The organism is Streptacidiphilus sp. MAP12-33 (assembly GCF_041261265.1).
In the GTDB taxonomy this organism is placed as follows: Bacteria; Actinomycetota; Actinomycetes; order Streptomycetales; family Streptomycetaceae; genus Streptacidiphilus.
The window spans coordinates 181,288-194,205 of the sequence record NZ_JBGCCA010000001.1 but is presented as its reverse complement, the minus strand read 5'-3'; the positions used below and the strand labels follow the sequence as shown (position 1 = coordinate 194,205).

12 protein-coding genes are annotated in these 12,918 nt (G+C 72.7%); 3 read left to right on the top strand and 9 right to left on the bottom strand.

Features of this window, described 5'->3' with window-relative positions:
- Positions 1-11: 11 nt before the first annotated feature.
- The gene (gene serS, locus ABH931_RS00990) at positions 12-1,289 is read right to left on the bottom strand and encodes a serine--tRNA ligase (RefSeq protein WP_370108858.1); all 1,278 of its coding nucleotides are present in this window, start codon (positions 1,287-1,289) and stop codon (positions 12-14) included.
- Positions 1,290-1,457: 168 nt separating this feature from the next.
- Between serS and ABH931_RS00985 the strand changes: the two genes are divergently transcribed.
- On the top strand, positions 1,458-2,249 hold the full coding sequence (locus ABH931_RS00985; protein ID WP_370108856.1) for a polysaccharide deacetylase family protein: 792 nt from the start codon (positions 1,458-1,460) through the stop codon (positions 2,247-2,249).
- Between the two features lie 289 nt (positions 2,250-2,538).
- Here the strand turns inward: ABH931_RS00985 and pheA are convergent, their stop codons facing one another.
- The 7 genes from pheA to ABH931_RS00950 form a co-directional block, all read right to left on the bottom strand.
- A complete protein-coding gene (pheA, locus tag ABH931_RS00980) occupies positions 2,539-3,471 on the bottom strand; it encodes a prephenate dehydratase (protein WP_370109449.1) in 933 nt (310 codons plus the stop codon).
- 95 nt (positions 3,472-3,566) lie between these two features.
- Positions 3,567-4,829 carry an iron uptake transporter deferrochelatase/peroxidase subunit gene (gene efeB, locus ABH931_RS00975; protein WP_370108854.1) on the bottom strand — a complete coding sequence of 421 codons (1,263 nt, stop codon included), beginning with the start codon at positions 4,827-4,829 and terminating at the stop codon, positions 3,567-3,569.
- A gap of 56 nt (positions 4,830-4,885) precedes the next feature.
- Positions 4,886-6,895 (bottom strand): copper resistance protein CopC, encoded by a 2,010-nt coding sequence (locus tag ABH931_RS00970; protein WP_370108852.1) that lies wholly within the window; start codon positions 6,893-6,895, stop codon positions 4,886-4,888.
- A 35-nt stretch (positions 6,896-6,930) separates the two neighbouring features.
- Positions 6,931-7,392 (bottom strand): copper chaperone PCu(A)C, encoded by a 462-nt coding sequence (locus tag ABH931_RS00965; RefSeq protein WP_370108850.1) that lies wholly within the window; start codon positions 7,390-7,392, stop codon positions 6,931-6,933.
- Positions 7,389-8,066 (bottom strand): SCO family protein, encoded by a 678-nt coding sequence (locus tag ABH931_RS00960; RefSeq protein WP_370108848.1) that lies wholly within the window; start codon positions 8,064-8,066, stop codon positions 7,389-7,391. Before ABH931_RS00960 ends, ABH931_RS00965 begins: the two co-directional genes overlap by 4 nt.
- Positions 8,067-8,207: 141 nt before the next feature.
- Positions 8,208-8,975, bottom strand: a complete 768-nt coding sequence (locus tag ABH931_RS00955) for a YcnI family protein (protein ID WP_370108846.1) — start codon at positions 8,973-8,975, stop codon at positions 8,208-8,210.
- A 140-nt stretch (positions 8,976-9,115) separates the two neighbouring features.
- Complete coding sequence (locus ABH931_RS00950) at positions 9,116-9,862, bottom strand: hypothetical protein (RefSeq protein WP_370108844.1); 747 nt, start codon at positions 9,860-9,862, stop codon at positions 9,116-9,118.
- 338 nt (positions 9,863-10,200) lie between these two features.
- On the opposite strand from ABH931_RS00950, the gene ABH931_RS00945 reads away from it, so the two are divergent.
- Positions 10,201-10,719 (top strand): ATP-binding protein, encoded by a 519-nt coding sequence (locus ABH931_RS00945; RefSeq protein WP_370108842.1) that lies wholly within the window; start codon positions 10,201-10,203, stop codon positions 10,717-10,719.
- 81 nt (positions 10,720-10,800) lie between these two features.
- The gene (locus ABH931_RS00940; RefSeq protein ID WP_370108840.1) at positions 10,801-11,559 is read left to right on the top strand and encodes a MerR family transcriptional regulator; all 759 of its coding nucleotides are present in this window, start codon (positions 10,801-10,803) and stop codon (positions 11,557-11,559) included.
- Positions 11,560-11,650: 91 nt separating this feature from the next.
- Here the strand turns inward: ABH931_RS00940 and ABH931_RS00935 are convergent, their stop codons facing one another.
- Positions 11,651-12,874: an alpha/beta hydrolase family protein gene (locus ABH931_RS00935; RefSeq protein WP_370108838.1), complete on the bottom strand. Its 1,224-nt coding sequence runs from the start codon at positions 12,872-12,874 to the stop codon at positions 11,651-11,653.
- Positions 12,875-12,918 lie beyond the last annotated feature (44 nt).

Below are 12,918 nucleotides of genomic sequence, written 5' to 3'. Positions count from 1 at the left end.
TCAGGTGGTACTTACTTGCCGACCGGGGTCAGCACCTCGCGCCCGCCGAGGTACGGCCGCAGTGCCTCCGGCACGGCGACGGAGCCGTCGGCCAGCTGGTGCGTCTCCAGCAGCGCCACGATCGTGCGCGGCACCGCGCACAGCGTGCCGTTCAGCGTGGCGAGCGGACGGTTGCCGTCCTCGCCGCGCATCCGGATGCCCAGACGACGGGCCTGGAACTCGCCGCAGTTGGAGGTCGAGGTGAGCTCGCGGTACTTGCCCTGGGTGGGGATCCACGCCTCGATGTCGTACTTGCGCATGGCGGACGCGCCCAGGTCGCCCGAGGCCACGTCGATGACGCGGTAGGCGAGGCCGAGCTTGTTCAGGAAGTCCTTCTCCCACTGGAGCAGGCGCTTGTGCTCCGCCTCGGCGTCCTCCGGCGCGACGTAGGAGAACATCTCCACCTTGTCGAACTGGTGGACACGGATGATGCCGCGAGTGTCCTTGCCGTAGGTGCCGGCCTCGCGGCGGAAGCACGGCGAGAACCCGGCGTAGCGCAGCGGCAGCTGGTCCGCGTCGAGGATCTCGTCCATGTGGTAGGCCGCGAGCGGCACCTCGGACGTGCCGACCAGGTAGAAGTCGTCCTCCGGGAGGTGGAAGACGTTCTCCGCGGCCTGGCCGAGGAAGCCGGTGCCCTCCATGGCGCGCGGCTTGACCAGCGCGGGCGTGATCATCGGGATGAAGCCGGCCTCGGTGGCCTGCGCGATCGCCATGTTGACCAGGGCGAGCTCCAGCAGCGCGCCGACACCGGTCAGGTAGTAGAAGCGCGAGCCGGAGACCTTGGCGGCCCGCTCGGTGTCGATCGCGCCGAGGATCTTGCCCAACTCGACGTGGTCGCGCGGCTCGAAGCCCTCCGCGGCGAAGTCGCGCGGGGTGCCGACCTCCTCGAGGGTGACGAAGTCCTCCTCGCCGCCGACCGGGGCGTCCGGGTCGAGCAGGTTGGCCAGCCCGCCCAGCAGGCGCTGCACCTCGGCCTCGGCCTCGGACTGCTCGGCGTTGGCCGTCTTGACGTCGGCGGCCAGCTGCTTGGTGCGCTCCAGCAGTGCGGCCTTCTCGTCGCCCTTGGCCTGGGCCACCTGCTTGCCCAGCTGCTTCTGCTCGTTGCGCAGTTCGTCGAAGCGGGAACTGGACGATCGCTGCCGCTCGTCGGCGGCGAGCAGGGCGTCGACGAGCTCGACGTCCTCACCTCGGGCGCGCTGGGAGGCACGCACACGGTCCGGGTCCACGCGAAGCAGGCGAAGGTCAATCACGGTACGAGCCTACCGGGCGCGGACGTGGGTGAGCGGACTCACAGTCGCACGGTCTGGTTTGTCACATCTTCGTCCCGGGGTCACCCCGAAGCTGTGAGATCGCTCTGAATTCGCCAATTCGGCTGCGACAGTTGGCGGGCGGACAGCGAGACGGAAGGCGGGACTGGGATGAAGACGCGCACGGTGGCGGCTGCGGGAGCGATGCTGGCGGCGGTGCTGGCGCTCTCCGCGTGCGGCGGGGGCACCGGGGCGCAGGGGGCGAGCGGGGGGACCAGGGGCGGTGCGGCGAGCACCTCCCCCGACCCGAAGCGCACCTCCGGCGACACCGTTCCCAACGGGACCGACACGGTCAGCAAGCAGCTGGAGTACTACATCGCCCACCCGGGCGGTGAGAAGACCGTCGCGCTCACCTTCGACGACGGCCCGAGCGCACAGTGGACCCCGAAGATCCTCGCGCTGCTCGCGAAGTACAACGCGCACGCGACGTTCTGCGAGATAGGCCCGAACGCCCAGGCGAACCCGTCGGTGGTCAAGCAGATCCTCGCGGCGGGCGACCGGCTGTGCGACCACTCGGTGCACCACAACGAGGCGATGTCGAAGCGCGGCCTGACCTACGAGACGAATGAGATCGTCGGCGCCAAGCAGATGATCGAGCAGGCCGGCGGTCCCGGAACGCAGGTCAGCTGGTTCCGCGCACCGGGTGGGGATTTCACTCCGGAGATCCGGCAGATATCCGCGCAGAACGGATTGCGTCCGCTCGCGTGGAGCGTGGACACCAACGACTGGAAGCGCCCGGGTGTGTCCGCGATCGTGGACACCGCCAAGAAGCAACTGAAGCCCGGCTCGATCATTCTCATGCACGACGGCGGCGGCGACCGCAGCCAGACGGTCGAGGCGTTGGCCCAGCTGCTGCCGTGGCTGGTGCAGCAGGGCTACTCCATCAACTTCCCCGACGCCTGACGCGGCGGTCTGTGGATATCCCGACTTTATCCACAGACCGCCGAGGCGGCCTGTGGATTGTGGGCAATCACGCCTCTGAGCTCGTCAAACCTCGAGTTTGCGGCCAGGGGCGTGATTTTTTGGGTCCGGGAAGGGGACTTTGGGGAAACTGGCCATCTGAATCCCTCTATGTCCGACTTGCCTGATCTGCAAGTTTTGAGAGGCAAGGTGAGTTTCGCCGGATCTCGCGACGTGTCCCCAGGTTGTGGATAACCAGCCCGCCTGTGGATAACTCGCTCGGGGCTGTGGACTACAGGTCCCCGCGACCGTCCAAGGCGCGGGACAGCCAGTCCGAGGCGCGGGCGAACTCCGCGTCCGACGTGCCCGGACGCACCGTCGCGGGGACCGCGTCCGCCCGCGGGTACGAGCCCAGCAGCCGCACCTGGGGACAGATCCGGTGCAGGCCCATCAGCGCCTCGCTCACCCGGCGGTCCGTGATGTGCCCCTCCGCGTCCGCGGCGAAGCAGTACTTGCCGAGGCCCTCCCCGGTCGGCCGGGACTCGATCCGCATCAGGTTCACCCCGCGCACGGCGAACTCCTGGAGCAGTTCCAGCAGCGCGCCCGGGTGGTCGTCCGCCAGCCAGAACACCGCGGAGGTCTTGTCCGCCCCCGTCGGCGCGGTCGGCCGCCCCGGGCGGCCGACGAGCACGAAGCGCGTCGTGGCGTTGGCGGCGTCGTGGATCTCCGTCGCCAACGGCTCCAGGTGGTAGAGCGGCGCGGCGAACGCACCGGCGAAGGCCCCGTCGTAGCGCCCCTCCTGCACCAGGCGCGCGCCGTCCGCGTTGGACGCCGCGGACTCCCAGTGCGCGTCGGGGAGGTGCTCCGCCATCCAGTGCCGCACCTGCGGCTGGGCGGCCGGGTGGCCGGTGACGGTCTTCACGTCTGCCAGCGCGGTGCCAGGTCGCACCAGCAGCGCGAAGGAGATCGGGAGCAGGACCTCGCGGTAGATCATCAGCGGCTCGCCCTGGGCGAGCTCGTCCATCGTCTGCCGGATGCCGCCCTCGACGGAGTTCTCGATCGGCACGAGCGCGGCGGCGGCCTCCCCGTTCCGCACCGCGTCCAACGCGGCGGGCACGGATCCCATCGGCACGAGCTCCCGGGTGGCCGCCTCGGGCAGCGTGCGCAAGGCGGCCTCGGTGAAGGTGCCCTCCGGACCGAGGTAGGTGAATCGGTTCGCGGACACGGCGACCTCCAGAGCTGCGTTTGCCACGGACGTAACGTTAACGAGTGAACGGGAGGTGGGACTCCTGGTCTTGCGCACTGGGACGTCGTACCGCCTCAGCCCTCCAGCAGTGCCTGCCCGACGTAACCGTCGGCCGCGGCTCCGCCGGGGACCGCGAACAGGCCCGAGGACTCGTGCACGACGAAGCGCGACAGCGCGTCACCCCGGGCGAGCTTGCGCTGCACCGGGACGAAGCCGGTCATCGGGTCCGCCTGGAAACAGACGAACAGCAGCCCCGCGTCCGGCGCCCCGTCGGGGCGGAAACCGTCGTGGTAGCTGTATCCACGTCGCAGCATCGCCGCGCCCTGGTTGGAGGCCGGCGCGGCCACCCGCACGTGCGCGTCGCCGGGAACCGCGAGGGAGCCGTCGGGGTTCTGCTTGGCGAGGTCGACGGGGGTGGTCTCGGTGCCGCCCGACAGCGGTGCGCCGTCGCGCTTGCGCCGGCCGATCGTGCGTTCCTGCAGTTCCCCCGACTGCTGGTCCCAGACGTCCAGCAGCATCCGGATCCGCCGGAAGACGGCGTAGCTGCCGCCGGCCATCCACGCCGGCTGCCCGCTCGCGGGGACGAGGACACGCCCGGCGAAGTCCGCGTCGGTGGGCTTGGGGTTGTTGGTGCCGTCGATCTGGCCCATCAGGTTGCGGCCGGTCATCGGTCGCGCCGTGGCGCCGGGGGCGCGGCTGAAGCCGGTCATCTGCCAGCGCGGGGCCGCCTGCCCGACGGCGAGGCGTTGCAGGGTGCGCATCGCGTGGAAGGCGACAAGCGGGTCGTCGGCGCAGACCTGCACCCACAGGTCGCCGTCGCTGCGGGCCCGGTCCAGCCGGTCCTCGGGGAAGGCCGGGAGGGGCGCCAGCGCGGCGGGCTGCCGCGCGGCGAGTCCGGCCTTGGCGAAGACGGACGCCCCGAAGCCGAAGGTGACGGTCAGTGAGCTGGGCCCGGCGTCCAGGGCCACCTGGTCGTCGGTGAGGCCGGGCGGCGTGCGGCCCTCGGCCATCGCCGCCGCTGCGGCGGACCAGCGCTTCAGCAGCGCGGCCAGGCCCGGACGTCCGGTGCCGGGGGTGAGGTCGAAGGCGGTCGCGTGGAGGGAGGACTGCATCGGCTCGACGATCCCGGCCTGGTGGGTGCCGTGGAACGGGACGGACGCGGCGCCGAGCGCGGGTCCGGCCGCTCCGGTCGCTCCGGTCGCGCCCGGGTCCGACGCCGGTGGCCGGGCGAGGGCGTAGCCGCCCGCGCCCAGGGCCAGCCCGGCGGCGCCGCCCGCGCCCGCCGCGCCGAGGAGGCGACGGCGGGTCAGCTGCGGGCGGGGTGCGTCGGTGCTCATGGTGGTGCTTCCGTCTTTCCGGTCGGTGCGCGGGTCGTTGCGTGCCATCAGGTCGGTCAGCCCACGGTGATCGGCGTGGTGACCGTGGCCTCGTCGATGTCGTCCGAGCGGACGGTGACGGCGAGGATCCACTGTCCGGGCATCGGCAGCTGGAGCGCCGTCGTGCCGTAGTGGCCGATGTCGAGGTGGTCGAGCTTGACCCCGAGCGGCCCGAGGTTCTGCGCCTTGAGGGTGAGCGCGATGTCGATCTCGGGGACGTCCACGGGCTTGCCGGTGCTGTCGTAGAGGTAGGCGTGCAGGGTGTTCTGGCCGGTGCGGGCCGGGTCGATGTCGATGGTGACCTTGCCCCTGGCGCCGCGCGTGCTGCCCGCGGTGTCGTAGGGGATGGTCACGTCGACGGGGCCGCGCGAGGCCGCCGCGGCGACGGCCTGCTGTTCGGCGACCGAGCGGCCGGGCGGGGAGTTGGTCAGGGCGGTGGTCAGCCCCAGCACCACGACGGCGAAGACGGCCTCCAGGGTGACCGAGCGCAGCAGCATGCCGCGCGCGGGCGCGGCCTCGCGGTCCTTGCGCTGCCGGGCCTGCGCGCGGGCCTTCGCCTGCCGGGCGAGCTGCGCCGCGCGCTCCGGATCGCCGTCGTCGGCGGCGTCCCCGTCGGCGGCGGCCACGTCGACGGCGGTTCCGGCCTCGGGCGCCTCGGTGCCGGATCCGCCCTCGGCCTGCTCGGCGCCGCTCGCGCCGACGTGCACCTCGGTGCGGACCTCCGCCTCGTCGGCCTCACCCGCTGTCGTCGCTGCCGCGTCCGTGCGCAGCAGGGCGAGCCAGCGGCGGGAGATGAAGGCGGCGGCGAGGATGACCAGCACCGCGCCGATCTTGACCAGGAGCAGCCGGCCGTAGGTGCTGTCGGTCAGCGCCGACCAGGAGCCGAGGCCGCGCCAGGCCTGGTAGACGCCGGTCGCGGTGAGCGCGGTGACGCACCAGAAGGCCAGCGTCGAGAAGCGGCCGACGGCCCGGACGTCGATGCCGCCGTCGCGGGTGAGGGTGCGCAGGCCGACCAGGACGGTCGCCAGTCCGCCGAGCCACAGGGACATCGCGAGGATGTGGACGGTGTCCAGGGTGACAGCGAGCGGCACCTGCATGCCGACGGAGGCGTGGTCGCCGAGCGGCCAGGTCAGGGCGATCGCAATCGAGAGCAGTGCTCCGGTGACACCCAGTCCGATTCGGCGACGCCGCTCCACGACGAGAGCACTGCTCTCGTCGGCGTTCTCCTGGTCGTCGGACTGGTTCGCCTGCCCGGCCAGCAGTGCGAGGAAGATCCCGGCGCCCGCGAGCAACAGCACCCGCACGGCCAGCAGCTCGCCCAGCTTCTCGCCCATCACCTGGCGCAACAGGGAGAGGTCGAGGACCTTGCCCAGCCCTGTCCCCGCCTCGTAGCTCCCCCGCAGCAGCAGCTCCGCCAGCGTCGCCAGCAGCAGTCCGGCCCAGCCCGCGATCATCAGCCGCTGGACGCCCCGCCGCCGCAGTCCGCCCGGCCAGCACAGCAGCACCGTCCCGACCGAACCCAGGAGCAGCGCCACCGTCCCGTACTGCACCGCCCGTGCGACCCCGTACAGGGAGCCCAGTGCGGTGGGCCCGCTGCCGCCCACCCCGGCGACGCCGGTCAGCGTGGCGGGCGGGGAGGTCCGTCCGATGGAGAAGGTGAACGCGCCCGCCACCGGATGGGTGTCCGCGGAGATCACCCGCCAGGCCACCGTGTAGGTGCCCTGCGCGGCGGCCGCGCTGGAGTCGATCCGCACCTGCGCCGTCGAGGCGTCACCGGAGGCGTGCCCCGCCGTGCCCGTGTCGACCCGCTTGCCACTGGGGTCGAAGACCCGCAGCGCGTCCGGCTCCAGCGTCACGGACTCGCTGAACCGCAGGGTCACCGCGGTCGGCGGTACGGCCACGACGCTGCCCTGCGCGGGGTCGGTCGACAGCAGCGCGGCGTGCGCGGAGGCCACACCGGCGCCGCCGAGCAGCAGCGCCACCAGCAGCGCCAGCAGCGCGCCCGTCCGGCGTGCGTATCGCTTCATCGGAGCGTCCTTCTCCTCGTCACGGCTTCACTGCCTCACTGACCGGGCTGGTACGTCAGCGGCTGCACGGTCGCCTGGACGGTAACCGGTGCGGCGTCGTCGAAGCGCAGATTCAGCTCGACGCGCGCGCCGACCTTCGGCGCCGGGTCCAGCCCCATGAGCATCAGGTGCCGCCCGCCGCGGGCGAAGGTCACCGTGCCGTGGGCGGGCACCTGGACCGTCGGCAGGTCGACCATGGTCGACGCGGTGCTCTGGTGCATGGACACCGACTGCGCCCCCGGGCTGGTGACGCCCGTCAGGGTCGCGGCCTTGTCGCCGTCGTTGTGCAGGACGAAGTAGCCGGCGGCCATGTCCGGCATCGACGGCAGCGGTATGTAGGCGCCGGTGACGCTGAGCCGCGGGGCCCCGGCGGCGGCGTGGGTGCCGGACGAGGCCGACGCGCATCCGGCCAGCACCGCGGGGAGGGCGAGCGCCAGGGCGAGGGCGCGGCGCCTCACGGGGTCACCCCCTTGATCAGCAGCGGCACGTCGTGCTCGAAGACGGCCGTGGTGGTGCCGCTGGTGTAGAGGACGTGCGCCTTGCCGTCGCCCGGCAGGAAGCCGAGGGTCTGCGCGCCGTGGACCGGCTCCTGGCCCTTGACCGGCGCGGCGACGTAGACGCCGACGGACTTGGCCGCCGCGATGATCGTGTCGATGTCGCCGGTCAGGCCGATGAAGTTCGGGTTGAAGGCGTTGAGCCAGGTGCGGATCCCGGCCGGGGTGTCCCGGGCCGGGTCCGTGGTGACGAAGACGACGTCGATCCTGTCCTGCTGGTCCTTCGGCAGCTTGCTGACGGCCACGGCGATGTCGCCCATGGTCGTCGGGCAGACGTCGGGGCAGTGGGTGTAGCCGAAGTACAGCAGCATCGCCTTGCCGCGGGTGCCCGCGACCAGGTCGAACGGCTTGCCGCTGGTGTCGGTGAGGGTGACGGCGGGCTTGTCGAAGGTGCGGCCGAGCGGGTCGCCCTGGTACGGGCCCGTGTGGCCCTGCATGGACGGGGTGATCTGGCTGCCGTCGGTCGAGGCCGCGCCGGAGGAGGAGCCGGAGGAACCGCAGGCGGTCAGCAGCAGGGCGGCGCCGCCGCCGAGCGCACCGAGCAGCACTGAGCGTCGGGTCGGGAGCGAGGAGGTCATGAGAGGGCTTTCCCGGGAGAAGCGGAGAGAGAAGGGGAGCGGTGGCCGGTGGCCGGCCGGGCGGGCAGGGATGCCCGCCCGGCCGCCCACCGCGCGCGTCAGGCTGCGGACATCAGGCCGCGCACATCACGCTGCGGACACTCAGGACGTGCTGCGGCGCCCGCCGCGGCGCCAGCCGAGGAAGCCGAGCACCACACCGGCCACGCCCACGGCCACGCCGACGCCGCCGAGCACGCGGGCCGCGGTGTCGCTGTCACTGGTGCTGCTCGCCGCCACGGTGGCCTGGCCGCTGCCCCCGGACGCCTTCGCGTCCGTGCTGCCGGCGGAGCCCGTGTCCGAGGCGGCCGCGGTCAGGTTCAGCGTCGGGGCCGGGTGCTGCGGCTCGGTCCCGCCGGAGGTCGCCGGGGCGTCGATCCAGCGGACCACGCTGCCGTCCGAGTAGGTCTGCAGGGTCTTGAAGACCAGTTGCCTGGCGTCCTTGGGCAGCTGGCCGAAGTCGACGGTGAAGTCCTGGTACTGGCCCGGGGCGATCTTGCCGCCGGTCCAGATGATCTCCGAGACGGCGTCGGTGACCGGGCCGTCGTCGGTCTGGATCGGCTGGGCGAGCTTGGTGGTCTTCACCTCGCTGGTCCAGCCCGGCACGGCCCCGACCAGTGCGGAGGCGATCGGGTAGGTGGGGGGGAAGTACACGTCGACCTTGACGGTCGAGGCGGTGTCCGACTCGTTCGGCACCCGGAAGGCGAAGACCTGGTCGGCGGCGCCCGCGGTGGCCGCGTCCGGCTGCACGGTGACGTGCGCGGAGGCGGGCCCGGCGAGCAGCAGTACGCCGCCCGCGGCGAGTGCGGCCGGAACCGCGAGACGGCGGAGGGGGGTGCGAAGGCCGCGCGTGCGAAGGGCAGGGGTACGCATGAGCTGGATCTCTCCTTGAGCCTGTGTGCCGGGTCGGTGCGGCGACGCACGGAGGGGACGGCACGGGTGGCGGCCCCGTGGGCGGGGCCGGTGCGGGTGGGCGAGGGGTCGCGCCGTCACCGCCACCGGGCGGAGAACGGTCAGACCAGGAGAGCGCGTGGGGGCCCGCGCCGGACCAGCTGGTGTCGCAGGTGCACCCGGGCGGGCAGCCGCCAGGGCTCGTGCGCGCGGCGCGTCCCGCGCAGCGGGGTGGCCTCCGCGGCGTTGTCGAGCAGCGCCACGAGCAGGCCGACAGCCCGGCGCAGCAGCGCGCGCAGCGGTTCGAGGGCCAGCGCCAGCAGCCGGAACAGCGCCGCCTCGCCGCACCGCAGCCACCAGCCCGCGACGAGCGCGGCCAGCAGGTGCCCGGCCACCATGACCGGCGTCAGCCCGAGGACGGCCCACAGGCCGCCACCGGCGGGCATGGGCGCCGAGGCCAGATAGGCGTGCGGGTCGAGCCCCGCCCGGGTCACGATGTCCCACGAGGTGGTGCCGGCCGGCAGCGGCCCGCACAGCAGGGAGGCCGCGAGGCGCGCGATCGGGTCCGAGGAGCCGCCGGCCATGCCGGGCATGTCGGCCATGCCGCCGTTGCCGTGCGCGGTCAGGTGGAACAGCACGTGCAGCCCGAGCTCGCCCACGGCGAGGCCCCCGGCGATCGCGGGGAGCCCGCGTTCCCGCCCGGCGAGGGCGGCGGCGGGCAGGGCCACCAGCAGCAGGCCGACGAGGAGCGTCGGCACCGGCACGGGCCCGCCGCCGGCACACGCGTGGCCCAGCGCGGACACCAGGACGCAGACCGTCGCGAAGGGCAGCGCCCGTACTACGCGAAGGTCCACACTGGGTGCGCTCATCGCGCGGGCGGTGGCCATGACGCCCGTCAGTCTCTCAGAGCCCCGCGCGACGCAGTGTCGCGGGGCCGAAAACGGTCAGGGGTTGCACCTACCCCAGGGGCGCGGGGCTGCGCTGACATTCGGCTCCTCCCGGCCGAAGGCTGGGGGATTGTCGCGCACGCAGTTGGTCGGGCAGAGTCTCGCGCCCCTGAGGTAGCGCACCTTCTGTGCGCCCCCATGTGCGCCTTCGCGCTCCGTTATCCGCCAAGAGAGCGACAAGATCCGAGCGAAGCGGTTCGTTCCCGGGCGGGTCGGCAATACCTACTGGTATGTGGTGCCGCAGCCAGGAGGAGCCTTTCGTGGACATCTGGTGGTCTCTGCACCTGCGGCGTGAGCCGGCGAGCGTGCCGTTGGCCCGGAAGGTGCTGCTGGGGACGATGTCCGCGGCCGGCGTCGACCCGGACGTCTCGTACGAGGTGGGCGTCGCGCTCAGCGAGGCCTGTGCCAACGCCGTCGAGCACGCCGGCCCCTGCGGGGCCGGGGCGAACGACGGGTTCCAGGTCACCGCCGCGATCATCGGCGACCGGCTGCACATCGAGGTGACCGACTCGGGGCCGGGCTTCGCGGTCCGGCTGCGCCCCGGTCACGGCGGACGCCGCCGGGTCAGAGCCGCCACCGCCAACGTGGCCACCACCGCTGCCGTCGCGCCGGAGCTCTGCTCCGAGAGCGGACGCGGCCTGTTCCTGATCCGGGCCCTCTCCGACAGCGTCCAGTTCCGAAACCACCCCCGCACCGGCGCGGTCGTGAGCTTCGACCGGACCCTGACCTACCGCGACCACGGCGAACGCCGTGGTCGTCCTCTTGCCCACGCCTCCTGAGCGGTGCCGCACAATCGCGGTTGACTCTCACGCGACGTGAGACCGCAGGCTGGGTGACACGAGGGAGAGGAAAGGGCCCCCATGAGTTACTCGGTCGGTCAGGTCTCGCGGTTCGCCAAGGTGACCGTGCGCACGCTGCACCACTACGACGAGATCAAGCTGCTCAGTCCGAGCCACCGCACGCCGTCCGGCTACCGCCGCTACGACGACGCGGACCTGGACCGGCTGCAGCAGGTCCTCTTCTACCGGGAACTCGGCTTCTCCCTCGACGACATCGCGACCATCCTGGACGACTCCGAGGTCAGCCCGAGCGAGCACCTGCGCCGCCAGCGCAGTCTGCTGCTGGGGCGGATCGACCGGCTCCAGGAGATGGTCGCGTCCGTGGAACACGCACTGGAGGCGAGGAAGATGGGGATCCAACTGACCCCGGAGGAGAAGTTCGAGGTCTTCGGCGAGGACTACGTCGACCACCAGGACGAGGCGGAGCAGCGCTGGGGCGACACCGACGTCTGGAAGGAGTCCCAGAAGCGCGCCGCGAAGTACTCCAAGCAGGACTGGGTGGAGATCCGGGCCGAGGGCGACGCGCTCAACTCCCGTATCGCGGAGGCCGTCGCGGCCGGTGTCGCCGCCGACAGCGAGCAGGGGATGCAGATCGCCGAGGACCACAGGGAGCACATCACCCGGCGGTTCTTCGAGGTCTCCTACGGCATGCACCGCTGCATGGCGGACATGTACGTCGCGGACCCGCGCTTCACCGAGACCTACGAGAAGGTCGCGCCCGGCGCCGCCGCCTGGTTCCGCGAGGCGATCGTCGCCAACGCGGACCGCGGGGAGCGCTGACCCGGGAGACCCGGGTGGCAGGTGAGGACGCACGGTGGGCCGCCGTCGGTGAGGGCGGCGGCCCACCGTGCGTTCATTGCCAGGAGTGCGTTCAGTGCTGGGCGGCCAGGGTGCCGAACCAGCCCAGGATCTGCGGGTAGGCGCGGAACGCCGAGTGCGGGTGGTCGACCGGCCCGACGTTCACCAGCGGCGCGTTCACGCCGTGCGCGCGCAGCGAGGCGTCGCAGGAGATGGCGTTGCCGAAGGCGACGTCGGTGTCGCGGGTGGCGGCGTAGAGGTGGATGGGCACGTGCGGGGCCCAGTCGGTGCAGACCCGGTCCGCCGTGTTCACCATCGAGGCGAGCGCGCCGGTGGGGTGCTTCAGCAGGGCGAGGAACTTCGGCGTGAGCATCGCCTGCGGGCTCGGCGCGAGCGCCACGCCGATCTGCTCGTCCGTGTGGTTGCCGTCGAACAGCGGGGCGAGGGTGCGGTCGTAGGGGGCGCGGAACGCCTCCGACGGCGAGTGGTAGAGCGGGTGCAGCCGGTTCCACGCGGTCAGGACGTAGGCCAGGTAGAACGCGGCGGTCGGCGGTGCCAGCCGCCCGTCCAGCGCGGCCGGCAGCTCCTGTCCGCCCACGTCGTAGGGACCGCTGACGGGGGCGAGCCCCGCGAGGCGGAAGCCGGGCGCCTCGCCGCGCTGCACGGCGCGGCCCACGCCCATCGCGGCCGCGCCGCCCTGGGAGAAGCCGGTCGCGAACAGGCGCCCGTCGAGGTGCTCGCCGTGCCGTGCGGCGACGGTGCGGGCCGCGCGCAGCAGGTCGACGGAGGCTGTCGTCTCGGAGGCGACGTCCATGTACGGGTGCTCGCCGGGGCCGACGCCGAGGCCGAGGTAGTCGGGGGCGACCCCGGCGAACCCCCGCCCCGCGAACATCAAGGGCACCGCCCGGTCCGGCCCGTCCGAGACGGAGGGCGCGTCACCGCGGTAGGGCATCGTCCCGTGCGTGTACTCCAGCGTCGGCAGGGCGCCCTTGGCGCCGCGCGGCAGGGCCAGCACGCCGCTCGCGGTCGTCGGCCGCCCCTGTGGGGTCACCGTCCGGTAGACGATCCGGTACGCGTCCACGCCGTCGCGCCCGGCCGCGACGGCGAAGCCCGCCTCCCGTGCGTAGGCGGTCGTCTGAGCGGCGGTCAGGTGCTCGATCGGGGTCACGCTGACGACGTCGCCGCGCCGCGCGGTGGTGTGGGCCGTCGCGGCGAAGGCGGGCGCCGCCATTCCGCAGGCCATCGCGACCGCGGCGGTGAGGGCCAGGACACGCGCCCCGAGCTTGGTGCTTCGCATGTGGGTTCTGCCTTCTGGAGGTCGTGTGGTGACGTCCACTCACG